This is a genomic window from Mesorhizobium sp. A556 (assembly GCF_054489545.1).
In genome coordinates this window covers 572,066-594,894 of the sequence record NZ_JBTMXA010000001.1, presented here as the reverse complement: position 1 = coordinate 594,894, position 22,829 = coordinate 572,066, and the positions used below count along the sequence as shown (strand labels likewise).

General features: G+C 61.7%; 22 protein-coding genes and 1 tRNA gene. 9 read left to right on the top strand and 14 right to left on the bottom strand.

Going from position 1 to position 22,829, the window contains the following annotated elements:
* Nucleotides 1-132: 132 nt before the first annotated feature.
* Complete coding sequence (locus tag ACX3P0_RS03025) at nucleotides 133-687, top strand: HdeD family acid-resistance protein (RefSeq protein ID WP_459078345.1); 555 nt, start codon at nucleotides 133-135, stop codon at nucleotides 685-687.
* A gap of 16 nt (nucleotides 688-703) precedes the next feature.
* On the opposite strand, the gene ACX3P0_RS03020 is transcribed toward ACX3P0_RS03025, so the two are convergent.
* From ACX3P0_RS03020 to ACX3P0_RS03010, 3 genes are all read right to left on the bottom strand, one after another.
* Complete coding sequence (locus tag ACX3P0_RS03020; RefSeq protein ID WP_459078346.1) at nucleotides 704-1,681, bottom strand: bifunctional riboflavin kinase/FAD synthetase; 978 nt, start codon at nucleotides 1,679-1,681, stop codon at nucleotides 704-706.
* Nucleotides 1,682-1,695: 14 nt separating this feature from the next.
* Nucleotides 1,696-2,556, bottom strand: coding sequence for a TIGR01459 family HAD-type hydrolase (locus tag ACX3P0_RS03015; RefSeq protein ID WP_459086454.1), 861 nt, complete (start codon nucleotides 2,554-2,556; stop codon nucleotides 1,696-1,698).
* A 119-nt stretch (nucleotides 2,557-2,675) separates the two neighbouring features.
* Nucleotides 2,676-3,500 (bottom strand): DUF2189 domain-containing protein, encoded by an 825-nt coding sequence (locus tag ACX3P0_RS03010; RefSeq protein WP_459086452.1) that lies wholly within the window; start codon nucleotides 3,498-3,500, stop codon nucleotides 2,676-2,678.
* 302 nt (nucleotides 3,501-3,802) lie between these two features.
* Here ACX3P0_RS03010 and ACX3P0_RS03005 point away from each other — a divergent pair, with 302 nt between their 5' ends.
* Nucleotides 3,803-4,240, top strand: a complete 438-nt coding sequence (locus ACX3P0_RS03005; RefSeq protein WP_459086853.1) for a CAP domain-containing protein — start codon at nucleotides 3,803-3,805, stop codon at nucleotides 4,238-4,240.
* A gap of 65 nt (nucleotides 4,241-4,305) precedes the next feature.
* On the opposite strand, the gene ACX3P0_RS03000 is transcribed toward ACX3P0_RS03005, so the two are convergent.
* The 3 genes from ACX3P0_RS03000 to ACX3P0_RS02990 form a co-directional block, all read right to left on the bottom strand.
* A complete protein-coding gene (locus ACX3P0_RS03000; protein WP_459086450.1) occupies nucleotides 4,306-5,841 on the bottom strand; it encodes a DHA2 family efflux MFS transporter permease subunit in 1,536 nt (511 codons plus the stop codon).
* 314 nt (nucleotides 5,842-6,155) lie between these two features.
* Nucleotides 6,156-7,340, bottom strand: coding sequence for an HlyD family secretion protein (locus ACX3P0_RS02995; protein WP_459086448.1), 1,185 nt, complete (start codon nucleotides 7,338-7,340; stop codon nucleotides 6,156-6,158).
* Nucleotides 7,337-7,825, bottom strand: coding sequence for a MarR family winged helix-turn-helix transcriptional regulator (locus ACX3P0_RS02990; RefSeq protein ID WP_459078559.1), 489 nt, complete (start codon nucleotides 7,823-7,825; stop codon nucleotides 7,337-7,339). Before ACX3P0_RS02990 ends, ACX3P0_RS02995 begins: the two co-directional genes overlap by 4 nt.
* A gap of 270 nt (nucleotides 7,826-8,095) precedes the next feature.
* Here ACX3P0_RS02990 and groES point away from each other — a divergent pair, with 270 nt between their 5' ends.
* The 3 genes from groES to ACX3P0_RS02975 all read left to right on the top strand — a co-directional run bounded on the left by groES (nucleotide 8,096) and on the right by ACX3P0_RS02975 (nucleotide 10,436).
* Nucleotides 8,096-8,392, top strand: coding sequence for a co-chaperone GroES (gene groES / locus ACX3P0_RS02985; protein WP_459078352.1), 297 nt, complete (start codon nucleotides 8,096-8,098; stop codon nucleotides 8,390-8,392).
* A gap of 61 nt (nucleotides 8,393-8,453) precedes the next feature.
* Nucleotides 8,454-10,106 (top strand): chaperonin GroEL, encoded by a 1,653-nt coding sequence (gene groL, locus ACX3P0_RS02980; RefSeq protein WP_459078353.1) that lies wholly within the window; start codon nucleotides 8,454-8,456, stop codon nucleotides 10,104-10,106.
* 150 nt (nucleotides 10,107-10,256) lie between these two features.
* A complete protein-coding gene (locus tag ACX3P0_RS02975; RefSeq protein ID WP_459086447.1) occupies nucleotides 10,257-10,436 on the top strand; it encodes a CsbD family protein in 180 nt (59 codons plus the stop codon).
* A gap of 45 nt (nucleotides 10,437-10,481) precedes the next feature.
* On the opposite strand, the gene ACX3P0_RS02970 is transcribed toward ACX3P0_RS02975, so the two are convergent.
* The 3 genes from ACX3P0_RS02970 to ACX3P0_RS02960 form a co-directional block, all read right to left on the bottom strand.
* Nucleotides 10,482-11,609, bottom strand: a complete 1,128-nt coding sequence (locus tag ACX3P0_RS02970) for a metallophosphoesterase (protein ID WP_459086445.1) — start codon at nucleotides 11,607-11,609, stop codon at nucleotides 10,482-10,484.
* Between the two features lie 121 nt (nucleotides 11,610-11,730).
* A tRNA-Lys gene (locus ACX3P0_RS02965) sits at nucleotides 11,731-11,806 on the bottom strand.
* 198 nt (nucleotides 11,807-12,004) lie between these two features.
* On the bottom strand, nucleotides 12,005-12,913 hold the full coding sequence (locus ACX3P0_RS02960; RefSeq protein WP_459086443.1) for a PhzF family phenazine biosynthesis protein: 909 nt from the start codon (nucleotides 12,911-12,913) through the stop codon (nucleotides 12,005-12,007).
* Between the two features lie 113 nt (nucleotides 12,914-13,026).
* Here ACX3P0_RS02960 and ACX3P0_RS02955 point away from each other — a divergent pair, with 113 nt between their 5' ends.
* From ACX3P0_RS02955 to ACX3P0_RS02945, 3 genes are read left to right on the top strand one after another with little or no spacing between them, the layout of a single operon-like run.
* Nucleotides 13,027-14,325, top strand: coding sequence for an efflux RND transporter periplasmic adaptor subunit (locus tag ACX3P0_RS02955; RefSeq protein ID WP_459086441.1), 1,299 nt, complete (start codon nucleotides 13,027-13,029; stop codon nucleotides 14,323-14,325).
* Between the two features lie 3 nt (nucleotides 14,326-14,328).
* On the top strand, nucleotides 14,329-15,036 hold the full coding sequence (locus tag ACX3P0_RS02950; protein WP_459086439.1) for an ABC transporter ATP-binding protein: 708 nt from the start codon (nucleotides 14,329-14,331) through the stop codon (nucleotides 15,034-15,036).
* Nucleotides 15,033-16,241: an ABC transporter permease gene (locus ACX3P0_RS02945; protein ID WP_459086437.1), complete on the top strand. Its 1,209-nt coding sequence runs from the start codon at nucleotides 15,033-15,035 to the stop codon at nucleotides 16,239-16,241. Before ACX3P0_RS02950 ends, ACX3P0_RS02945 begins: the two co-directional genes overlap by 4 nt.
* Before the next feature lie 147 nt (nucleotides 16,242-16,388).
* On the opposite strand, the gene ACX3P0_RS02940 is transcribed toward ACX3P0_RS02945, so the two are convergent.
* Together ACX3P0_RS02940 and ACX3P0_RS02935 are read right to left on the bottom strand one after the other, a co-directional pair.
* Entirely contained in the window at nucleotides 16,389-17,105 is a 717-nt protein-coding gene (locus tag ACX3P0_RS02940; RefSeq protein WP_459086436.1) for an NUDIX hydrolase, read from the bottom strand.
* Nucleotides 17,106-17,115: 10 nt separating this feature from the next.
* Nucleotides 17,116-18,225, bottom strand: a complete 1,110-nt coding sequence (locus ACX3P0_RS02935; RefSeq protein WP_459086434.1) for an endonuclease/exonuclease/phosphatase family protein — start codon at nucleotides 18,223-18,225, stop codon at nucleotides 17,116-17,118.
* Between the two features lie 169 nt (nucleotides 18,226-18,394).
* Between ACX3P0_RS02935 and ACX3P0_RS02930 the strand changes: the two genes are divergently transcribed.
* Nucleotides 18,395-18,895: a BA14K family protein gene (locus tag ACX3P0_RS02930; RefSeq protein ID WP_459086433.1), complete on the top strand. Its 501-nt coding sequence runs from the start codon at nucleotides 18,395-18,397 to the stop codon at nucleotides 18,893-18,895.
* 142 nt (nucleotides 18,896-19,037) lie between these two features.
* Here ACX3P0_RS02930 and ilvC read toward each other — a convergent pair whose 3' ends face one another.
* The 3 genes from ilvC to ACX3P0_RS02915 form a co-directional block, all read right to left on the bottom strand.
* Entirely contained in the window at nucleotides 19,038-20,057 is a 1,020-nt protein-coding gene (ilvC, locus tag ACX3P0_RS02925; RefSeq protein WP_459078363.1) for a ketol-acid reductoisomerase, read from the bottom strand.
* A gap of 35 nt (nucleotides 20,058-20,092) precedes the next feature.
* Complete coding sequence (locus ACX3P0_RS02920; protein ID WP_459078364.1) at nucleotides 20,093-20,752, bottom strand: TetR/AcrR family transcriptional regulator; 660 nt, start codon at nucleotides 20,750-20,752, stop codon at nucleotides 20,093-20,095.
* A 104-nt stretch (nucleotides 20,753-20,856) separates the two neighbouring features.
* Entirely contained in the window at nucleotides 20,857-22,776 is a 1,920-nt protein-coding gene (locus ACX3P0_RS02915; RefSeq protein ID WP_459078365.1) for a potassium transporter Kup, read from the bottom strand.
* Between the last annotated feature and the right edge of the window lie 53 nt (nucleotides 22,777-22,829).

Sequence of the window (22,829 nt, the reverse complement as noted above, 5' to 3'; positions counted from 1 at the left end):
GCGCAGGTGGTAAAATTTGATTTAAACCTGCATCAACCGAACCCCGGGATGCTCGTTGAGAGGCGCGCTGGACCGATGCAACTGTTGCGATTATCGTTTGCAGGATTGTATGGCCAACATCAGGAGGCGGCAATGACCCTCAGTGAGAATGACTTGAACAACGCAATCGGCCAGACCCGCGCCAAATGGGGCTGGTTCGTGGCGCTGGGAGTGCTGCTGCTGATCTTCGGCGGCATCGCCTTCGGCAATCTGTTCATCGCCACGGTAGCCTCGGTCTATGTCGTCGGCTGGCTCATGCTGATGGCCGGCATCGTGGAGATCATCCATGCCTTCGGCGTAAAAACCTGGGGCCGCTTCTTCTACTGGCTGCTCTCTGGCCTGCTTTATGCGGTTGCCGGCTTCTTCGCCTTCGACAATCCGCTGCTTGCCTCGACGGTGTTTACCTTCCTGCTGGCGGTGGCGCTGGTGGCTTCCGGCCTGCTGCGGGTGTGGGTCGGCTATCACCACCGTGCCGAAAAGGGATCGGGCTGGATCATCACGGCAGGCGTCGTCACCGCGCTGGCGGGCCTGATTATCGCCATGGGCTGGCCGGTCAACAGCCTCTGGGTGCTCGGCCTGTTCCTGGCCATCGATCTCGTCTTCCAGGGCTGGACTTTCATCGCCTTCGGGCTGGCGCTGAAGAAGTAGCGGCAGCCGGCACGCCTCAAAAGGCGATTGCGGCGTCCAACTCCGACAAGGGCTTGACGCCGGCGAGCAGCGCCCTCGCCTCTTCGCCGTCGCGCTTCATCTGGGCGACGAGCGCGTCCAGTCCGTCGAATTTTTCTTCGCCGCGCAGATAGCCGAACAGCGACACGTCGCAAACCTGGCCGTAAAGGTCGCCGGAAAAATCGAACAAAAATGTTTCGAGCAACGGCGCGCCATTGTCGTCAACGGTGGGGCGGCGGCCGTAACTGGCCACGGCGTCGTGCAGCGTACCGTCGGCTTGCCGGAAGCGCACGGCGTAAATGCCCTCCTTGAGCATGGATTCCGGCGAAAGCCGCATATTGGCGGTCGGAAAGCCCAGCGTCCTGCCTAGTTTCTCGCCGCCGACAACCTCGCCTTCGACGGTGTGGCGGTATCCGAGCAGGCCAGCGGCCTGCGCCGGCTCCCCATCGGCGAGCAAGGTGCGGATGCGGCTTGACGACACCACCTCCGCGCCTTCGTCCCGATAGGCATCCACCAGCGTGACGCCAAAGCCGTGGCGCGCGCCTGCTTCCATCAGATAGGCCGGGCCGCCTTGCCGATCCTTGCCGAAATGGAAATTGAAGCCGGTGACGACATGGCTGATGCCGAGGGTCTTTTCCAGCACGTCCGTCACGAATGTCTCCGCCGACGAGGCGGCGAAGGTGCGCGTGAACGGTTGCTCGACCAGCGCTGAAAAGCCGAGCTTCGACAAGAGCTTCGCCTTCATCGGCGGCGGCGTCAGCACGAAGAGTGGAACATCCGGCCGAAAGACTTTTCGCGGATGCGGCTCGAAGGTCAGCGCCAAGGCGGGCACCTTTCGCCGGCGCGCCTCATCGAGCGCACGCTCCAGAACCGCCTGATGGCCACGATGGACGCCGTCGAAATTGCCGATCGCCACGACGCCGCCGCGCAATTGCGGCGGCAGGGGTATCGAACCGGACAGACGTTCGCACGGCATTCTCATTGCGGGAACTATCGCAGTTTCGGCATGGTCGCGACGGGCCGATAGCCGTGCGTGCCGAGGAAGGACGCCAGCTTTTCGGCATCGGGGTTCAGTGCATCGCCATGTTCGCGCGCATGGATGCCACCTGAAATATAGAGCGCATCGATACCGTTGTCGGCCGCACCCTTGATGTCGGTCATCATGCCGTCACCGATGGCCAGCACTTCGCTGCGCGAAACCTCACGGCCGAGCGCCGCGGCAACAGCCGCCAACGCGGCCTCGTAGATCGGGGCATGCGGCTTGCCGGCAATCAGCGTGCGGCCGCCAAGCTGGGCGAAATCGCGCGCCAGGACGCCGGCGCACCAGATCAACCGGTCGCCGCGCTCCACCACCAGATCGGGGTTGGCGCAGATGAACGGCAGGTTTCGGGCACGCAGCCGCGTCAGAAGTTCCGCATAATCCTCCGGCGTTTCCACCTCGTCATCGAAAAGACCCGTGCAGACTACCGCATCGGCCTCGAATTCCTCGGCCATTTCAACGTCCAGCCCCTCGAAAATGGGATAGTCCCGGTCCGGCCCCAGATGGAAAATCCGGCGTGGGCCGGCCGCAATCAGGTCGCGGGTGACGTCGCCGGACGTAACCACGCGGTCCCACGCATTGTCTTGCACGCCAAGCACGCGTATCTGCGCCTCGACATCGGCATGAGGCCGGGGCGAATTGGTGAGGAGAACGACTGCAATGCCCTTGTCGCGGGCAGCAGCCAGCGCCTGCGAGGCTTCCGCAAAGGCAACTTCGCCATTGTGGACAACCCCCCATACGTCGCAAAGCAACGCGCCATAGCGACCGTTCATCTGCGATAGCGAGGCGATCTTTTCGGGTAAATGCGGCATGCCGTTCCAGTGTCAGGATTGAGGACACCAGCGACCATGCAGCGTCCAGCCGGCCCGGATTAGCCGAACTGCATCACCCTGTCACCCGCTTTTGGCCAAGCACGCCAACAGGCACGCCGTCACATTGGCCGTCGCGATACCTCGCCCCGCTCTGGAACGACCAGCTTGCGGTAGAGATGCCACGTCGCATGGCCAAGGATAGGAATGACCACGGCGAGCCCGGCGAAAAGCGGGATCGAGCCGATCACCAGCAGCGCGGCCACCAGCAAGCCCCACGCCGCCATCTGCACCGGGTTCGACACCACCGCGCGGACGGACGTCTCGATGGCCGCGACCACGCCGACATCGCGGTCGAGCAGCAGCGGAAAGGCCACCACCGTCGTTGCCAGCACGACAGCGGCAAAAACGAGGCCCACGAGATTGCCGACCACGATCAGCGTCCAGCCATTGCTCGTCGTCAGCACGTCGCGCAGGAAAGTGCCGACCGATGCAGGCGCCTGATCGCCAAACAGGCCGGCATAGATCGATTGAGCGACAAACAGCCACAACAGGAACAGGGCGACCAGCATCGCGCCTACCGTCAGGATGGAGGGCAGCGCCGGCGAATGACGCACCGCCAGCGCGTTGCGCCACGCCGTATCCATTCCCAGTTCGCGGCGACGGCTGATCTCATAGAGGCCGATGGCGGCAAGCGGCCCGAGCAGCGCGAAACCCGACATCAGCGGATAGATGAGATGGATCGCGTTGGCGCCACTGGACCAGCGGGTCAGGATCAGCCCGACGATGGGATAGATCAGCGCCAGAAAGACATAGTGGGACGGCTTGGCCCAGAAATCGTCGAAGCCGAGGCGCAGCGCGTCTCCTATATCCGCGATTGTAATGCGGCGTATGGCGGGCTGCGCGAGCGTCCCGCGTGCGTCTGCCATGACATGAAAGCTGGTCATAACCTTCCTCCCGTATGTCGGGGACGGTCACCTCCAGGATGGCCGCCCGTGGGCGCCAATTCCAGTAACAGGCCAAATCATAGCGCATCCGGCCCGGCCTGTCGTCGTTTTGTTCTCGTGCTCTCAATCACTTGAACGCCATACGAGCGGCAAAGTTTCGATTTTTGCGCGGCCCTTCTTCCAAAAAAGCCATGATCGCGGCTATGTCAGGCGGACATGGCACATACCGATATTGAAAATACCCCCTGCCCGAAGCGGCCTCGTTGAAACTCGACAGGCGCACATTGGTGTTGGGCGGCGGCATGGCGGCGCTGCTCGGGCTTGCCGCCTGCGGCACGCTGCGACCCGGCAACGGCGCTGGAGCATCCGCTTCCGCCAGCAGCGCTTTGGCCGCTGCCCGCAGCGCCAACGGGCTGGGCCCGCTGTCTCCCGATTCCCGGCTGGAACAGGCCGCCTTGCAGCAGGCCCGCTATATGGCGAGCGCCAGGCGCATGGCGCACACGACCGGGTGGGGCAAGGATTTTGCGTCTCGCATCAAGGAAAACGGCATCGAAGGCGCTGCCGCCGAAAATATCGCGGAGGGCCGCATGGACGTGGCCCGACTGGTCGACATGTGGATGCATTCGCCGCCGCATCGCCGCAACATGCTTGATCCGCGTTTCTCGCGGTTCGGCCTCGCCTACGTGCGGGACGCCAAGAATGTCGACTGGCGGTACTGGGCTCTGGTGTTGGGGAAGTGAGTAAGTAGGGAGTAGGGAGTAGGGAGTAGGGAAAGCAGATCAATATTCCCTATTCCCCGCCCACCTCAATCCATGTGCGCCGCCGGCGCGCCGCCGCCCGCACGATTCGGCTTAGGCTTGCGCAACAGCAGAACCAGCGGCAGGGCAAACAGCGTAACCACCATCATCAGCTTGAAGTCATTGACGTAGGAAATCATCAGCGACTGGATGTTAACCAGGCCGTCTATCTGCGCCAACGCGGCCGGATCGCCCGCGGCCGCGGCCGGCGAGGCCGCAATCAGATTGGGGTTGAACGGCGTGATGAAGGCCGAAAGCTCCGAATGGTTGACCTGCGTATTGCGCACCAGCATCACCGACACGATCGAAATGCCGATCGACGAACCGATGTTGCGCACCAGCGAAAACAGCGCGGTGGCGTCGGTGCGAAAACGTGCGTCGAGCGTGGCGAAGGCAACCGTCGACAGCGGCACGAACACCAGGCCAAGCCCCAGCCCCTGGACGACGCCCGACGAAATGATGAGCCAGTCGTCCATCTGCGGCGTAAAACCCGACATCGTGTAGAGCGACTGCGACGTCAGCAGCAGGCCCACGACCACCAGCAGCCTGGCGTCGACTCTGTGCATGATCCGTCCGACGACCAGCATGGAAATCATCGTACCGACGCCGCGCGGCGCCATTACGATACCGACGGTGATGGTCGGATAGCCAAAGATGGTCGACAGCATCGGCGGCAGCAGCGCCAGGCTGGCCAGCAGGATGACGCCGATGATGAAGATGAAGACGAGGCCGGTCGCGAAATTGCGGTCGAGGAATATCTTCGGATCGATGAACGGGTTCTCGCTCGTCAAAAGATGGACGATGAATACCCAAAACCCCGTGATGGCCAGGCCGAGTTCAATCCATATTTCCGGTGACGAGAACCAGTCGGCATCGGCGCCGCGGTCCAGCATCAACTGGAGCGCGCCGACGCCGAGCGACAGCATCGCGAAGCCGAAAAAGTCGAAGCCGCGGGCGCGTCGGGCGATGCTGGGCAGATAGGCGGCCATGCCGAGGAAGGCGATGATGCCGATGGGCAGGTTGATGAAGAAAACCCAGCGCCAGTTGAAGCTTTCGGTCAGCCAGCCGCCGAGCGTGGGGCCGATGATCGGCCCGACCATGATGCCGGCGCCCCAGATGGCCATGGCCTGGCCGTGGCGCTCCTTGGGGTTGATGTCGAGCAGGAATGTCTGGGACAGGGGAACGATCGCCGCGCCGAATACACCCTGCATCAGGCGAAACAGCACCATTTCCTCAAGGCTCGTGGCGATGCCGCACAGCATCGAGAAGATGACGAACCCCACGACCGAACCGAGGAACAGTTCCTTGCGCCCGAAGCGGTCGGCCAGCCAGCCGGTTACGGGCGTCATGATGGCGGCGGCGACGATATAGGATGTCAGCACCCAGTTGATCGTATCGGCCGAGGCGCCGAGATCGCCGACCATGGATGGCAGCGCGACATTGGCGATTGTGGTGTCGAGCACCTGCATGACCGTGGCCAGCATGATCGAGATGGTGATCAGGCCACGATGCGGCACTTCGCGATGGGTTTCGGGCGTGCTCATGGGACGGAACTTCCGCGACGGAATAAAGTCGTATAAGTGCGATGCTGGTTCCCGAGCGGCAAAGCCTGCCTAAAGCGAGGCGTTCAACGCGTTGGGACACGAAATCGATGCGGGGGTCACATCGATCGAGCGTCTCGTTTCATCAGGGCTGTTGCCGCCCGGAAACCGGAGTCCCGACGATTTTCGTCCAGATCCGCTTTAGCGGCCTTGATTCCGCAACCGGAACCAAAGACGAAAGCCTTGACCTTACCGAATACCCTGTCGGGACAATCTGAAATTTCATCTTTCCCTGGCCCGCTTGACCATCGAACGGGTTAGTCCGCTTCGCCTGCCGTCGCATGGCCGAACAGCTTGGGAAAGCCGCGCGAGACACCCGTGTCGACCGTGACTTCGGCGCTCATGCCGGTCCGCAACGCGATCTTCGCGCTCGGGTCGGTCAACTCCAGCCGAACCGGAATGCGCTGCGTGACCTTGACCCAGTTTCCGGTGGCGTTCTGGGCGGGCAGTAGCGAGAATTCAGCGCCGGTGCCTGCACCTATCGCCAGCACGGTCGCCTCGAAGGTCCTGCCCGGATAGGTGTCGAGTACGACTTCGGCCTTCTGGCCGGCCTTCATGTGCGTAAGCTGGGTTTCCTTGAAATTGGCGTCGATCCAGGTATCGCCCGTCTCCACCAGCGAAAACAGGGTAGCGCCGGAGCCGACAAACTGGCCTATCTTGAACGACGAGGCCTGAGCGATGACGCCGTCGGCCGGGGCGCGAACGGTGCTTTGCGCCAGGTCGTAGGCAGCCTTGTCACGCGCGGCCAGCGCCGACATGACGGTCGGGTGCTTGTCCGTTTCGATGTCCGGATTGCCGCCCAGCGCCGCCTTGGCGCTCTCGATGCCCTGCCGGGTCACGGCTACCTCCTGCTTGGCCTTGGCAAGATCGTTGCGTGCTTCATCGAGCGAGGACTTGGCGTTGATGCCTTTCTTCGCCAGATCGGCCGCGCGGTCGTATTGAGACTGGGCGTAATCGACTTCGCTGACCGCCGAGCGTTCCTGCGCCATGGCCTGGCTGTAGGCTGCGCGCAGTTGCTCCACATTCAGCCGCGCAACGGCAACCGCGGCATCGGCCTGAGCGAGCGCGATCCGGTAAGGCTCCGGGTCGATGGCGAACAGCACGTCGCCTTTCTTGACATGCTGGTTTTCGGCGATGTTCACGTTGACGATCCGGCCCGCCGTATCGGAGGCTATCGAAACACGGGCTTGCCTGAGATTGGCATTTTCTGTCTCCTCATAGCGCCCGCCGGTTACCCAGAAATAGCCGCCAACCGCGACAAGGGCCGCCGGTACCGCCAGCATCAGCACAAAACGCCCCGGCCGGCGCGCCTTGCGTTTCGGCGCCGGTTCCGGATTGTGCGGAAGTGCTACCGCAGCCGGCGTGGCCGGTACGGAGGGTTGAGCCGGGCTTTCAATTTCCAGCTTTGTCACGTCGTCGTTCACTTTTACTCGGGCGTTCATTTTGCTGCGCTCTCTGCAGATTTAGTCGTGTTGGCGGATTTGCAAGACGGCGTTTCGTCGTCCGACAAGTTTTCGATGAGTTTCAATATCCCGTTGACGAGGCTACGGCGGTCTTGTGGAGACAGGCCGGCAAGCGCACGTTCATAAACCTCTCCGGCCATTCCCTTGACGCCGGCAAAAGCTTCGCGCGCCTTTTCGGTCGGGAATATCATGCGCACGCGTCTGTCGGCCGCATCCACACGACGTTCAATCCAGCCGCCCTCCTCCATTCTGTCGATAAGGCGCGAAACGCTGATCGGCTCGATTTCGAGAATTTCGGCGAGCCGGGCCTGCGCAATGCCTTCTTCCTTCACGGCCCAGACCAGAAGCCGCCACTGTGCCGCCGAAAGGCCAAGGCCGCTGGCCTTTGCCTCAAAGCGCCGGCGCAACAACCGCGCCGCGTCGTGGATCAGAAATCCCAGTCTTTCCGTGCCGTCCGTAACCATGAGCGCCATATATAATAAGCGTGCTTACCATTCAAGATACTGCAGCGCACAATTCATGAAAAAAATGGCGCGTTGCGGCACGGCCGGCATGGCTCATGGTAATTTATGCGTGATCGCCGATGATCGGACGCCGCAAGCCGGAACATTCTTGACTCTCGCCAGCGCCGGCACTATCTCACGGCTACGTTAGCACTCGCCTCTTATGAGTGCTAACCGAGTACCGGCACAGCCGGACCGAGATTATTTCTCACCATGACCGAGGAAACACAAATGGCAAAATCGAAGTTCCGCCCGCTTCATGACCGCGTGGTCGTTCGCCGGGTCGAATCCGAAGCAAAGACGGCTGGCGGAATCATCATCCCCGACACGGCCAAGGAAAAGCCGCAGGAAGGCGAGATCGTCGCCGTCGGCTCCGGCGCCCGCGACGATAGCGGCAAGATCATTGCGCTCGACGTCAAGGCCGGCGACCGCATCCTGTTCGGCAAGTGGTCGGGCACCGAAGTCAAGCTCAATGGCGAAGACCTTCTGATCATGAAGGAATCCGACATCATGGGCATCATCGGCTAATCACGCCGTTTCCACCCGCACCATCAACTGAATTTCGGGCGCAAAGCCCAGGAGCACAATAATGGCTGCCAAAGACGTAAAATTCTCCCGTGATGCCCGCGAGCGCATGCTGCGCGGCGTCAACATCCTCGCCGACGCGGTGAAGGTGACGCTTGGTCCCAAGGGCCGCAACGTCGTCATCGACAAGTCGTTCGGCGCACCGCGCATCACCAAGGACGGCGTCACCGTCGCCAAGGAAATCGAACTTGAAGACAAGTTCGAGAACATGGGCGCACAGCTGGTCCGCGAAGTCGCTTCGAAGACCAACGACAAGGCCGGCGACGGCACCACGACCGCCACCGTCCTGGCTCAGGCCATCGTTCAGGAAGGCCACAAGTATGTTGCGGCCGGCATCAACCCGATGGACCTGAAGCGCGGCATCGACCTGGCTGTTGCCGACGTCGTCGCCCAGCTGGTCAAGTCGGCCAAGAAGATCAAGACTTCCGAAGAAGTCGCTCAGGTTGGCACCATTTCGGCCAATGGCGACGAGTCGGTTGGCAAGATGATCGCGGAAGCGATGCAGAAGGTCGGCAATGAAGGCGTTATCACGGTTGAAGAAGCCAAGACCGCCGAGACCGAACTCGAAGTCGTCGAAGGCATGCAGTTCGACCGCGGCTACCTGTCGCCCTACTTCGTCACCAACCCCGACAAGATGATCGCCGATCTCGAGGACGTCTACATTCTTCTCCACGAGAAAAAGCTGTCCAACCTGCAGGCGATGCTACCGATCCTCGAGGCTGTCGTTCAGTCCTCGAAGCCGCTGCTCATCATCTCGGAAGACGTCGAAGGCGAGGCTCTGGCTACGCTTGTCGTCAACAAGCTGCGTGGCGGCCTGAAGATCGCCGCCGTCAAGGCGCCGGGCTTCGGTGATCGCCGCAAGGCAATGCTGGAAGACATCGCCATCCTCACCGGTGGCCAGGTGATTTCCGAAGACCTCGGCATCAAGCTCGAAAACGTTACGCTGGCCATGCTCGGCCGCGCCAAGAAGGTGTCGATCTCCAAGGAGAACACCACCATCATCGACGGCGCTGGCAAGAAGGCCGAGATCCAAGGCCGCGTTGCCCAGATCAAGCAGCAGATCGAGGAGACCACCTCGGACTACGACAAGGAGAAGCTGCAGGAACGTCTGGCGAAGCTCGCCGGCGGTGTTGCCGTGATCCGCGTCGGCGGCTCGACCGAAGTCGAAGTCAAGGAAAAGAAGGACCGCGTTGACGACGCGCTGAACGCAACCCGCGCTGCTGTCGAAGAAGGCATCGTGGCGGGCGGCGGCGTTGCTCTGCTGCGCGCTTCCACCAACATCAAGGCTGTCGGCGCGAACACCGACCAGACTGCCGGCATCTCCATCGTTCGCAAGGCTCTGCAGGCACCGTGCCGTCAGATCGCCTCGAACGCCGGTGAAGAAGCCTCGATCGTTGTCGGCAAGATCCTCGACAACAAGGGCGTTTCCTTCGGCTACAACGCGGCCAACGACACGTATGGCGACCTGATCGCGCTCGGCATCGTCGACCCGGTCAAGGTCGTTCGCACCGCACTTCAGGACGCAGCCTCGGTTGCCGGCCTGCTCGTCACCACCGAAGCCATGATTGCCGATGCTCCGAAGAAGGACAATGGCGGCGGCGGCATGCCTGGCGGCATGGGCGGCGGCATGGGCGGTATGGGCGGCATGGATTTCTAATCCAGCCTACCAAAACCTTGCTTACGGAAAGGGCGCCTTCGGGCGCCCTTTTTTGTTGTGTTCACCGCACAAATCGAATGCCGCCCGGAACCTGGATGGCGTTCGCCCGTTTCGGTCCGCAAGTCGAAACGAACCCCCAGGAGATGCGATATGGTGAACAAGGATCAGATTGCCGGCGTGGCCAAGCAGGCCAAGGGATCGGTCAAGGAAGCTGCCGGCAAAGTGACAGGAAGCAAGCAGACCGAGGCCGAAGGCAAGGTCGAAAAGGCAGCAGGCAAAGTGCAAAAGACCTTTGGAGACGCCAAGGAAAAGGTCAAGAAAGCCCTCTGACGCGTCACCACCATTCAATGAAAAAGGCAGCTTCGGCTGCCTTTTTCATTGAATGAGCGCCTTGCTGAAGGCGTTGGTGAATCTCACCTCGCCGCTGTCGCCCGCCGACTCGCCGAGTACCACGTCCAACGCGCTGCTTGTTATCCGTGCGAGCGCGAAGCCGCCCATATAGGCCGCTTTCGGCTTGAACAGATCGAGGTCGCCATGTTTGTAGATCATGGGCGTTTCATGCTGGTGCCCATGAAAGATGCCGACGACGTTGTAGCCTTTCAGGGCGGCCAGCAATGCGTCCTGTTCCGCCCGGCTCCACCAATGTGCCGGCCCCGTGCCCTGGTCGTCGAAAATTCGCGCAGCCGGATCCCATTTTTCCAGCGAGAACGTATCCCAGCCATAATGCTGGAAAAGGACAATTGGCCGGCCATCCGAGGCATTGTTCGCCAAGTCGTCCTTCAGCCACGACAGGCCGCTTACCGCGCCATGACCGACATCGCCGGCGAAGCGGTGCGTCTGGACAAGATGCAAGCCGCCCCAATCCCAGGAATAGCAATCGGACTCCACATCGTAATTGCCCGCTGGAACCGCCGGCTTGAAGAACACGCTGGGGCGGTGATTGACTTCGACATAGTCGCGCATTTCACGCCGGTACCAGTTTACATGGCGGCGCGGACCGTTCTGATCGAGATCATGGTTGCCGAGCCCGACATAGACCGGCACATGGACACGATCCGGCCCGACGCCTTGCCGGTAGCGTTGGCTGAACTGGAGCAGTTGCGTGCCTTCGCTGGGCAGCGTCACCTGCCCGCCGCCGTCGTCGGTCATGTCGCCGCCAACGACGATGCCGAGCGGCGTATCGATACGCTGGCCCGCAGAGCGCAAGGCCGTAGGCACGCCGTCGATCTCACTTGGCCATTCCCTGAGGCTTATGGCGTTCAGCGCCGCTACATTGCGCAGCAAAGCGGCGTCGGTCTTACCCTCCTGCTGGCAATGGGGACTAAGGCCGCTCGCCATGCGGCATGCGTGAACGTCGCTGATGAACAGAAACGTCGCATCCACGGGCGGAATGACCGGTGTCGATTGCGCGCGAGCGCCTGACGGCAGGACGCCCAATGCAGCCACGCCAGCCATCTCCGCGAGGAAGGTGCGCCGCGAGAGGATTGGGAGTCGCTTTTTCATGGCGCAACGATTTGAACATCATCGCCGCCGACAAAGTCAAGCGCTCGCGAAATTGGCCTGCGCGGCACCTTTACCAACTCTTCAAGGAAAAGTCACAGCGGTATGTATCGAAAGAAGTTTGTGGTGGGTGCGACAGGGATCGAACCTGTGACCCGCTGATTAAGAGTCAGCTGCTCTACCAACTGAGCTACGCACCCACGGCGCGCTGGAAAAACCAGCGCTGGCGGGCATATATCCGGCACCATTGGCCATGTCCAGCCCTATGCCGGGATTTCTCTGGAAATCGGGCCACTATGTCCAAAGCATTGCCATGACGCCTTAGAAACAGCCAAAAATCGGTGCTTGGCTCCGCTGGTAGAGCAGCTGACTCTTAATCAGCGGGTCACAGGCACGACTCACACATAAAGCGTGCCTTCCGCGACCTTGACCGCATGGCCGCCGATACGCGCTGCCGCTAGCCGGCCTTGGGCTACCTCCAACTCAAGGCGAATCCGCGACGGACGTCCCATTTCCAGGCCCTGCTCCAGCCAGTAGCGTGCGGTGCCGTCGCGCGGACCGTCGAAATGCATGATCGCGCCGGCAAAGGCCGCCGCTGCCGAACCGGTTGCAGGATCTTCGTAGGACGGCGTTCCGGGCACGATCATGCGGACATGAAATGCGCTGTCGTGGCTTACCGTCTCGCGGCAATAGACATAGGGGCTGGCATTGGCCCACTCGCTCTTTGCTGGCGCGAGTTCGGCCCAGGCCTGATTGTCCAGCCTTATCCGCGCAGCCTCCTTGAGGCCGGCCACGGGGATGGTCACATAGGGAACGCCAGCCGACCAGAACGAGACCCGGTGGTTCTCGAAGCCGATTTCATGGGGGCTGAGGCCGAGTGCCGCGCCGATCGCGTCCGCGTCAGCCGAAAATTCAAGGCGCTCCGGCAGCTTGGCCAGGTCGAACTCGCCATAGGATGCGCCCTCGCCTGTTTGCACGACACAGCGCACAGGTCCGATATTTTCTTCCAGCACGAAGATGCCGGCGGCCTTTTCACCGGTCAGTTCCGCCAGCGCCACCGCCGCGCCGACTGTCGGATGACCAGCGAACGGCATTTCGTATTCCGGCGTGAAGATGCGGATGCGAGCGCGATGTCGGGCGTTTTCGGGCGGCAGGACGAAGACGGTTTCGGACAGGTTGAACTCTCGCGCGATCGCCTGCATGGAAGCTGTCTCGAGGCCTTCGCTTTGCAAAACGACAGCCAGCGGATTGCCGGCCAACGGCGTCCTGGTGAACACGTCGTAGAGCATGTATTTCCGGCCAACCATCGGCCCACTCCTCGCCTCATCGCCCAACATGGGCGAAATTTAATTTGTAATTCCGGCCGTTAAGCCTGATGTGTCCACGCTTAGGGACGACATACGCATTATAGGGGTCTTGCGTGGACCAGCTTGTCAATCCGCCAAATGGTGAATCCGCTGCCACCATCGAGACGGCCCTGGGGCTGGACGGTAGCGGCCAGAAGAAGCAGCGTCGCCGCGGCTGGCTTTATGGGCTGGCGGCTCTGGTAATCGTTGCGGCAGCCATTTTCGCTTACCAATGGTATGCAGGCTCCGCCGTCAAAACCGACTACACGGCTGTGCAGGCAGCCAAGGCCGACCTGACCGTACAGGTTACCGCCACGGGCACGCTGCAACCCCTCACCCAGGTCGACATTTCCAGCGAGCTTTCCGGCGTTGTCCGGTCCGTGGCGGTCAACGAAAACCAGCAGGTCAAGAAAGGCGACGTGTTGGCCGCGCTCGACACCTCGCGCCTGCAGGCGCAGGTCGAGCGGGCGCAGGCTTCGTCGAAGGCGGCGCAAGCCAATGTCGAAAATGCCCGGATCACCCTGAAGGAGAACGAGCAGGCGCTGGTGCGTGCCGCCGAGCTGGCCAGGCGCGGCCAGACCACGAACCAGGCGCTGGAAGCCGCGACCGCCACGCGCGACCGCGCCAAGGCGGCCCTGGACAGCGCCGAAGCCAATTTTGCCATCGCCCAAGCGGATTTGAAGTTGCAGCAGTCGGACCTCGACAAGAGCACCATCTACGCGCCCATCGACGGCATCGTACTGACGCGCTCGGTCGACCCCGGCCAGACGGTCGCCTCCTCGCTGCAGGCGCCCGTTCTTTTCGTCATCGCCGCCGACCTGAAAAGCATGGAGTTGAAGGCGGCCATCGACGAGGCCGATATCGGCTCGGTCAAGGCCGGCCAGCACGCCCGGTTCACCGTCGATGCATTTCCAGAGCGGCCGTTCGATGCGGAAATTCGCGACATCTCCTTTGCCTCGCTGACCACCGACGGGGTCGTGACCTACGATGCACGCCTGAATGTCGCCAATGACGAACTGCTCCTGCGCCCCGGCATGACGGCGACCGTTTCCGTTGTCACCAAGCAGGCCAAGGACGTTCTTGCCGTGCCCGCCATCGCGTTCCGCTACAAGCCCGCGGCTGCTGCGCGCAGCGGCGGCGGCTGGAGCCTGACAAGCATGTTTACCGGGCGCATGGGCGGTCGGCGTGGACGCGGGGGCTCACAGGCGGCCGCGAAGCCGGTTGACGGATCGCGCACGCTTTACGTCCTGAAGGATGGCCGTCCGCATGCGGTCGACGTCAAGACGGGCGCCACGAACGGCGAACTGACCGAAATCCTTTCCGGCCTGTCCGAAGGCGACGCGGTCATCACGGCGTCGCAGCAGCGCGGCTAAACAATGGCCGCGCCGCTCCTCATCACCTTCGACAAGGTCTGGAAAAGCTACGGCCAGGGCGAAGCGCGGGTCAACGCGCTGGCCGGCGTCGACCTTTCCATCCGGCAAGGGCAATTCGTGGCGATCATGGGGCCTTCCGGTTCGGGCAAATCCACGTCGATGAACATCATCGGCTGCCTCGATACGCCCAGCGCCGGCACCTATTCCTTCATGGGCGTCGATGCCGGCCGGCTCGACCGTACCCGCCGCGCTATCTTGCGCAATCTGTATGTCGGCTTCGTCTTCCAGGGCTATAATCTGCTGCCGCGCACGACAGCAGCCGAAAATGTCGAACTGCCGCTGATCTATCGTGGCGTGCCGAGGGCCGAGCGGCGCGCGCTTGCCATGCAGGCGCTGGCGGAGGTTGGCCTGACCGACCGCGAACACCATACGCCCGGCGAGCTTTCAGGTGGCCAGCAGCAGCGCGTGGCGATAGCCCGCGCCATCGTCACACGGCCGACCTTGCTGGTAGCGGACGAGCCGACGGGCAATCTCGATACCGCCCGCAGCCACGAAATCATGGAACTCCTGACCCGGCTTAATACGGAACTTGGTCTGACCATCGTCATGGTGACGCACGAAGCCGATGTCGCCGCCTATGTGCAACGGACAATCCATTTCCTCGACGGCAATGTCGCCGCCGACACGCCAAGGATGGTGGCCGCGAAATGATCTGGGAAACGGTCCGTCTCGCGCTCTTGTCCATCCGCCGCAATGTGCTGCGCTCGTTCCTGACGCTGCTTGGCATCGTTATCGGCGTCGCCGCCGTCATCGCCATGTTGACCATCGGCAACGGCACGACCGAGAAGGTCAAGGCGGACATTGCCAAGCTCGGCTCCAACCTGCTTGTCGTGCGTTCAGGCCGGGCCGGCGGTCCCAGCGCCACCGATAATGTCGCGCGTCAGCTCAACGACAAGGATGTCGAAGCCCTTACCAAGCACCTCGTCGGCGCGCGCGCCATATCGCCCGCGTCCCAAAAACAGGTTCGCGTCATCTACGGTACGGAAAACCTCACCAGCGGCGTGACCGGCACGAATAGCGACTATCTGGTGGCACGTGACTGGCAGATCGCCTCGGGCCGGTCCTTTTCGGATTCGGAGGCACGCAGCGGCGCCGGCGTCTGCCTGATCGGCGAGACGGTGCGGCAGCAATTTTTCGGTTCTGCCGATCCCGAAGGCGAGACGATCCGCGTCAACCGGACCTCCTGCAAAGTTATCGGCCTGCTGGAATCCAAGGGCTTTACCGGCTTCGGGCAGGACCAGGACAACGTCGTGCTGATGCCGCTTGCCGCTTACCAGCGTCGCATCGCGGGAAACCGCGATATCGATTCCATCTATGTCGCAGCCGACGATACGACGCCGACCAGCGTGCTCCTGCCCCGCGTCGAGGACATTTTACGCGACACAAGGCGCATCGGCCCCGACCAGGCAGACAATTTCTCCATCCGCGACATGACACAGATCGCGGACACGATGGCTGCGGCCACCACCACCATGACCGGCATGCTGGGCGCGGTGGCCGGCGTCAGCCTGCTGGTCGGCGGCATCGGCATCATGAACATCATGCTGGTGTCGGTAACGGAGCGGACGCGCGAGATCGGCATCAGGCTGGCCATCGGCGCGCATGAAAAGCACATCCTGATACAGTTTCTGGTCGAGGCGACGGTGCTGTCGCTGATGGGCGGCATCATCGGCATCCTGCTTGGCCTATCGCTGGCCGGTATCGCTTCGCTGACACTCGCCATCCCGTTTGCGCCCAGCCTTGCAACCATTTTGATCGCGGTCGGCTTTTCCGCCCTCATCGGCATGGTGTTCGGCTTCTTCCCGGCCTTGCGCGGCGCGAGGCTCAACCCGATCGACGCGCTACGGCACGAGTGAGCCTCAGAGTCCGTTTGATAACTCGCCCAGCCGAGGCATATGGCGTGGTTTTCGAGAACCGGAGCGGAGCGTACACAAGTACGTGAGCACCGGAAGCGCAGAAAATTGCGCCAGATGTCCGGCTGGGTAGAGTTTCCAAACGGACTCTCAGCCCTGCGTCGAGAAATGCCACTCGATCAGCGGTTTCATATGGCCGGCAAGGTCGTCGGGCAGGTCGCCGGCGCTATGGATGACGACAGGCGCCTCTATTTCCGGGTTGGCTTCCGCCGCGACGAAGGCATTGATGCTGGCAATCATGGCATTGGCCGTCATCGGCATGCGGTAACGGCGGAAGATGACCGTGCCGCTGCGCGTCGATAAAAGGTAGTAGCGCTTGGCAGGCGATGCCTCGCTTATATCGATGCCGGTTTCCTCCTTGACCTCGCGCCGCATGTTGAAGTCGACATCGACCAGCCCATCGCGAAAATCCTCCAGTTCGAAGGAGCCGGCCGCGAAATACACCCTGCCGGCGTTCAGCGTGTGCTTGCCCATGCGGATGGCCACCAGCGCATTGTCGCTCGAGACGAGCATGGCGTGCGCGAAGACATGGCCGACACCCGGCATCTCGCGGTTCCCGCGCCAATACATGAAAGTCGCGTAGCGCACGATATGACAGCGCCCGACAAGCCGCCCGCTGGCGTAGGAAAGCTCGGAAAGCAGCGCCACCCGCCCATCAAACAAATGGGGATTGACGGAAATCTGGTAAGCCCAGTTGGCGTCGATCTCCCGCAAGTGTGTCTGTTCAAGCGGATGCGGGGCGGGATCGAGCCTTACGTCGATATCTTCGACCGGAAGGACGATGTCTCTCGGGAGGTCGAAACTCATGCCAATGTCCTCAACTCATCTTCAGTGTAACAGCGACCGGACAATGGTCCGACGCCTTCGGCCTGTCCCAGCCCACGCGTGGAAACCGTTCCACCTCCTGCCCCGGCGGAAAGACGGTGCGCCAGGGTTGCCCGTTACGGACAATATCGGGAATAGCGGTAGCATTTCGCGCGGCAAGCCCCTTCGACAGCAGGACATAGTCTAGCTGGCATAGGTGTCGCTCCTGTGGCCCTCTTGTGTGGTAAAACGACCAGCGATCCATTTCCGGCCTCCGCTCGACGACATTCTCGCAAAAACCATCGGCCAGAAGGACATCGAGGCAAGACCGGTCTTCAGCGAGCACCTCGAAGCGGTAGCCGCCAAATTGGTCGCCGTCGACCTTAACGCGCTGGCGGTAGTCGTTCATATCCCCGCAGATCGCCCAGTTCATGGCGGTGGCGTGTTCCTTGCCGAACCTTTCCTCGATGATCCGGCGGACCGCCTGAGCCTCGGCGATCCGAATGGGCATCGAAGCCTGGCGTCCGTCAAGCCCATTGCGCGGCGGCCCCATCGACTTGAAATGCACGAGATAGAGCGTCAGCGGCTTGCCGCCGACAGTGACGTCTATCTCCAGGCAGTCGCGCCTGAAAATACGCTCGTTGGCAGCGTTACCGGTGGCCGCCAGTTCCGGCGTATGCAGGCCGAATTGCTCGTAAGTGACATCGGCATGGCTGGTCATGCGCACAAACTCGATCGGCTCGCCGTCCGCCGTTTCATGACGCATCATGACCGCGACGTCGATACCGCGCGTATCGTTGCCGGCCGTGGTGTATTTCTGGCGGTAGCCCTCGCCGATCATCCTGAACAGATACCCATACTCGAAAGCCTTGAGCGCCTCGATATTGTCGACCTCCTGCAGGCACAGGATGTCGGCGCGGGTCGCCGCGATGGCGAGCGCGGAAAGCTGGCGCGTATCGTCCGATTGCGCGATTGCGCGGGCCTGTTCCAACGCCCGGTACTCGGCTTCGCTGCCAATGTCGAACAGCGAAAGTGTCCGATCCTGGCCATGGTTTTGATAACCGGAGAAATCGAACCTGCTCATCAGGTTTTCGACGTTAAACGTTGCAAGACGCAAGGACATGCAAGACGTTTGCCCGCTGGGGGCCTTGAAAACAAGGGCACATGGGCCAATCCCTTCAGGGCCAGCACCTGGAACTTTCTCGTTCATTCTCCGTTCAGGGTGAAAGGTTCAGCATTGTAGCCATTCTCGGACTCGTGGCGCGGGGCCAATGAATTGCTGGAGAGTGCAAATGAAACCGCTATTTGCCCATTCGATCAAAACAAGCGTGATGGCGCTTGGACTGGTGTTCGGACTGGCGGGTCCAACATTCGCCGGACCCATGCCGCAGCCTGCCCCCTCGGTGCCGTCGAGCACAGCGGCGCCTGAAATCATCCCCGTACGCGACGCGTGGGCCGGCGGGAACAGCCGCGGCGACTATTGGCGCCGTGACCGGCACAACCGTCATTGGCAAGGCAACCGCTGGAACCACAACAACGCGCATCGCCGCTACTATAATGATCGGCGCTGGCGCGGTCATCGGCGCCACTATGGCGGCTCCGGCTTTTATCTCGGGCTGGGTGGCATGGCGATCGGACCGGCGATTCGGTATTATGAACCGCGTCGTGTCTATCGCGGTTCCAACGCGCACGTCCGCTGGTGCTACAACCGCTACCGCTCCTACCGCGCAGCGGACAATACGTTCCAGCCCTATAACGGTCCGCGCCAGCAATGCTATTCGCCATATCGGTGAGGTAGCAAAGCACAGCCCGCGCTGCGGCTTTATCTAAAACAAAAAGCCGGCGAATCGCTTCGCCGGCTTTTTGATTCCAACCTTGAGTCTTCGGCCTGTGCGCCCCGAAAACCCAGGACGTGCAGGCGAAAAAGGCATGGGATCAGTTCTTGGCCTTGTCCACGAGCTGGTTCTTGGCGATCCACGGCATCATGGCACGCAGCTTCGCACCGACTTCCTCGATCTGGTGGCTGTCGTTGTTGCGGCGGATGCCCTTGAAGCGGGACAGGCCGGCGCGGTACTCCTGCATCCACTCCGACGTGAACTTGCCGGTCTGGATGTCGTTCAGCACGCGCTTCATCTCGGCCTTGGTGTCGGCGGTGATGATGCGGGGACCCGACACGTATTCGCCCCACTCGGCCGTGTTGGAGATCGAGTAGTTCATGTTGGCGATGCCGCCCTCATAGATCAGGTCGACGATCAGCTTCACTTCGTGCAGGCACTCGAAATAGGCCATTTCGGGTGCGTAACCGGCCTCGACCAGCGTCTCGAAGCCGGCACGGATGAGTTCGACCAGACCGCCGCACAGAACCACCTGCTCGCCGAACAGATCGGTTTCGCACTCTTCCTTGAAGTTCGTCTCGATGACGCCCGAGCGGCCGCCGCCGACGCCGCAGGCGTAGGATAGCGCGAGATCGTGGGCATTGCCCGATGCGTCGTGGTTGACCGCAACCAGGCACGGCACGCCGCCGCCCTTCTGGTATTCGCCGCGCACGGTATGGCCGGGCCCCTTTGGCGCGATCATGACGACGTCAATCGTATCCTTCGGCTCGATCAGCCCGAAATGCACGTTGAGCCCGTGCGCGAACGCAATCGCGGCCCCATCGCGGATATTCGGCGCGATCTCGTCGCGGTAGATGTCTGCCTGCAACTCGTCAGGCGTGGCCATCATCATCAGGTCGGCCCACTTGGCGACCTCGGCCACGGTCATGACCTTGAGGCCGTCAGCTTCGACCTTCTTGGCGGTCGCCGAACCGGCCTTGAGGCCGATGGCGATTTCCTTGACGCCGGAATCCTTCAGGTTGAGCGCATGCGCCCGCCCCTGCGAACCGTAGCCGATAATGGCGACCTTCTTGCCCTTGATGAGATTGAGATCGGCGTCGCGATCGTAATAGACACGCATGTTACTTTCCTTCCCGTGCTTGAAAACCGTGGTTTCTATGGATCTTTCCTTGCCCCATAGAGGGCGAGAAACTGTCTTGTGGCGCGCGCCGCGTCATCTTCTATGGCCGCTTCCGTCAGGCCGGGCCAGTCGCCCAGCAGCAGCCTGATCTGCACGTCGCGCGCGACCAGGCCGAAAAAGGTTCTAAACGCCGTTTCGGCATTGTCGAAGACGAGATAACCGGCGCGCTTGCCGGCGTCCAGCACCGGCTTCAGCCGCTTGGCCAGCGCAAACCGCCCATTTTCGAGCACGATGGCGCCGAGATTATCCTTGCCGGACGCCGCATGACTGACGGCAACCCGGTTCAGCGCGATGGACGTGTCGCTGGCGATGACCTTGAGCCAATCGCGCGCATACCCTTCCAGGCTTTCGGTCAGCGAAGCGAGATCGACATTGCCGGGATCGACCGGCGTTACCCGCACTTTCGAAGCCTGCCATTGCACGGTGGCGATCAACAGCCCGTCGCGATCGCCGAACCATTTGTAGAGCGTTTCCTTGGAGCAGCTTGCGCGCCGCGCCACCGCCGTCATGGTCAGATTGTCCCCATCCTCGACCAAAAGGCGCAACGCCGCGTCCAGCACTGTCTGCTGGCGCTCGGTCAGGACCCTTTTGTCCTCGTTGAGAACGGTTTTCTGCAACACGTCGCTTCCGGCCATCTGGCACACATCGCAAGCGATGCGTACCGTACGTTACGGTTCGGCTATAAGTGGCATTGCGCTGAACAGTCAAGCGCTATTCGCAGACGGCTCCATAATCGCAGCTAGATCGCCACCTGCGTACCGATCTCGACGACGCGCCCGGTAGGAATCTGGAAGTACTCCGTGGCATCCGCCGCGGTGCGGGCCAGGCCAATGAACAACCGGTCCTGCCACATCGGCATGCCCGAATTGGGCGATGCCTTGAGCGAGCGCCGCGACAGGAAGAAGGAAGTCGTCATGATGTCAAACTTCCACCCCTGCTTTCGACAGGTGGCGAGCGCGCGCGGGATGTTCGGCTGCTCCATGTAGCCGAAGGTCAGCGTCACCCGCATGAAAAGGTCGTTGACGGCTTCGATCTTCACCCGCTCCTCGCGGGAGGCTATCGGCTGGGGCGCCGTCACCACCGACAGGATCACGTTCTGCTCATGCAGCACCTTGTAGTGTTTGAGGCTGTGCATCAGCGCGGTCGGCGCGCTGAACGGGTCGCTGGTCAGGAAGATCGCCGTACCGGGCACCAGATGCGGCTTTTTCTTCACGAGGTTGGCCGCCAGGAAATCCAGCGGGACTTCGTTCTTCCGGGTCTTGTCGAACAGATAGCGGCTGCCCCGCACCCAGGTCCACATCGTCAAAACCACGGTAAACGCGACGACGAGCGAGGCCCAACCGCCTTCGAAAACCTTGACGATGTTGGAAAAGAAGAAGCCGATGTCGATGAAGCCGAACACGGCGGTCAAGGCTACCGCGCGCCACTGCGGCCAGTTCCAGATACGCGTCATCACAAAATACAGCAGCACGGTGGTCACCAGCATGTTGCCCGTCACGGATATGCCGTAGGCGGAAGCCAGCGCGCTGGACTCCTCGAAGCCCACCACCAGCAGCATGACCACCAGCGCCAGGATCAGGTTGACGCGCGGCATGTAGATTTGCCCCGATTGCTTCTCCGACGTGTGCTGGATCTCGAGGCGAGGCAGGATGTTCAACTGCACGGCCTGCCGGGTCAGCGAGAACGCACCCGAAATAACCGCCTGGCTGGCGATCACGGTCGCCGCTGTCGCCAATGCCACCATCGGGATCAGCATCCAGCCTTCGTTCATCTCGAAAAACGGATGGCCGACCTGCCCGCCTTTGGCCAGCACATAAGCGCCCTGTCCGGCATAATTGAGCAGCAGGCACGGGAAAACGATGGAAAGCCAAGCAAGCACGATGGGCTTGCGGCCGAAATGACCAAGATCGGCATAAAGCGCTTCGGCACCCGTGACCGCCAGGAAGATGGCGCCAATCGTTATGAAAGCGACTTCCGGTGAATTCTGCAGGAACCCGACGATGTAGATCGGATTGATCGCCAGCAATATCTCCGGATCGTCGACGATATGGATAATTCCCGAATAGCCGATCGCCAGGAACCAGAGGGCCATGATCGGCCCGAATATCATCGCCACGCTTCCGGTGCCGAAGCGCTGCACCGAAAACAGGATGGCGAGAATGACGAGCGTCATCGGGACGACATAAGGCTCAAACGTCGGCGTGATGACATTGATGCCTTCCACCGCCGAAAGCACGGAAATCGCTGGCGTAATCACCGCATCGCCGTAAAAAAGCGATGCGCCGACCATGCCTATGCCCAAAACGATGGCCGGCCGCTTCTGCAGGGCGTTGCGCACAAGCGCCATCAGCGACAGCACGCCGCCCTCGCCGCGGTTGTTGGCCCGCAAGACGAACATGATGTATTTGATCGTGACGATGATGGTCAGCGACCAGATGATCAACGACAGAACGCCAAGAATTTGACCCCGCTCGACACCGCCGGGTCCCGTCGCCGCAACGAGCGCTTCACGGAACGCATAGATCGGGCTCGTGCCGATGTCGCCATAGACCACGCCAAGCGCACCGAGCATCAGCACCTTGGTGCCGTGTTGTTCTGTCTCGGGCTGACCTAGCTGATCAATGGACTCTGCCTCACCACCATTGTCGGCAAGGGCCATGGACGGTTCTCCGTTAAGCGCTGGGTGCTCTAGCCTTGCTGCATCGCAATATC

Excerpts from the sequence above, each read along its gene's own strand:
- ACX3P0_RS02915 (WP_459078365.1), bottom strand. The coding sequence starts at position 22,776 with ATGGCCCTTGCCGACAATGGTGGTGAGGCAGAGTCCATTGATCAGCTA.
- ACX3P0_RS02920 (WP_459078364.1), bottom strand. The coding sequence starts at position 20,752 with ATGGCCGGAAGCGACGTGTTGCAGAAAACCGTTCTCAACGAGGACAAA.
- ACX3P0_RS03005 (WP_459086853.1), top strand. The coding sequence starts at position 3,803 with ATGGCGGCGCTGCTCGGGCTTGCCGCCTGCGGCACGCTGCGACCCGGC.
- ACX3P0_RS03015 (WP_459086454.1), bottom strand. The coding sequence starts at position 2,556 with ATGCCGCATTTACCCGAAAAGATCGCCTCGCTATCGCAGATGAACGGT.
- ACX3P0_RS02950 (WP_459086439.1), top strand. The coding sequence starts at position 14,329 with ATGGCCGCGCCGCTCCTCATCACCTTCGACAAGGTCTGGAAAAGCTAC.
- ACX3P0_RS02930 (WP_459086433.1), top strand. The coding sequence starts at position 18,395 with ATGAAACCGCTATTTGCCCATTCGATCAAAACAAGCGTGATGGCGCTT.
- ACX3P0_RS02970 (WP_459086445.1), bottom strand. The coding sequence starts at position 11,609 with ATGAAAAAGCGACTCCCAATCCTCTCGCGGCGCACCTTCCTCGCGGAG.
- ACX3P0_RS03025 (WP_459078345.1), top strand. The coding sequence starts at position 133 with ATGACCCTCAGTGAGAATGACTTGAACAACGCAATCGGCCAGACCCGC.
- ACX3P0_RS03000 (WP_459086450.1), bottom strand. The coding sequence starts at position 5,841 with ATGAGCACGCCCGAAACCCATCGCGAAGTGCCGCATCGTGGCCTGATC.
- ACX3P0_RS02945 (WP_459086437.1), top strand. The coding sequence starts at position 15,033 with ATGATCTGGGAAACGGTCCGTCTCGCGCTCTTGTCCATCCGCCGCAAT.
- ACX3P0_RS02960 (WP_459086443.1), bottom strand. The coding sequence starts at position 12,913 with ATGGTTGGCCGGAAATACATGCTCTACGACGTGTTCACCAGGACGCCG.
- ACX3P0_RS03020 (WP_459078346.1), bottom strand. The coding sequence starts at position 1,681 with ATGCCGTGCGAACGTCTGTCCGGTTCGATACCCCTGCCGCCGCAATTG.
- ACX3P0_RS02935 (WP_459086434.1), bottom strand. The coding sequence starts at position 18,225 with ATGTCCTTGCGTCTTGCAACGTTTAACGTCGAAAACCTGATGAGCAGG.
- ACX3P0_RS02990 (WP_459078559.1), bottom strand. The coding sequence starts at position 7,825 with ATGGTTACGGACGGCACGGAAAGACTGGGATTTCTGATCCACGACGCG.
- ilvC (WP_459078363.1), bottom strand. The coding sequence starts at position 20,057 with ATGCGTGTCTATTACGATCGCGACGCCGATCTCAATCTCATCAAGGGC.
- ACX3P0_RS02995 (WP_459086448.1), bottom strand. The coding sequence starts at position 7,340 with ATGAACGCCCGAGTAAAAGTGAACGACGACGTGACAAAGCTGGAAATT.
- ACX3P0_RS03010 (WP_459086452.1), bottom strand. The coding sequence starts at position 3,500 with ATGACCAGCTTTCATGTCATGGCAGACGCACGCGGGACGCTCGCGCAG.
- ACX3P0_RS02940 (WP_459086436.1), bottom strand. The coding sequence starts at position 17,105 with ATGAGTTTCGACCTCCCGAGAGACATCGTCCTTCCGGTCGAAGATATC.
- groES (WP_459078352.1), top strand. The coding sequence starts at position 8,096 with ATGGCAAAATCGAAGTTCCGCCCGCTTCATGACCGCGTGGTCGTTCGC.
- ACX3P0_RS02975 (WP_459086447.1), top strand. The coding sequence starts at position 10,257 with ATGGTGAACAAGGATCAGATTGCCGGCGTGGCCAAGCAGGCCAAGGGA.
- groL (WP_459078353.1), top strand. The coding sequence starts at position 8,454 with ATGGCTGCCAAAGACGTAAAATTCTCCCGTGATGCCCGCGAGCGCATG.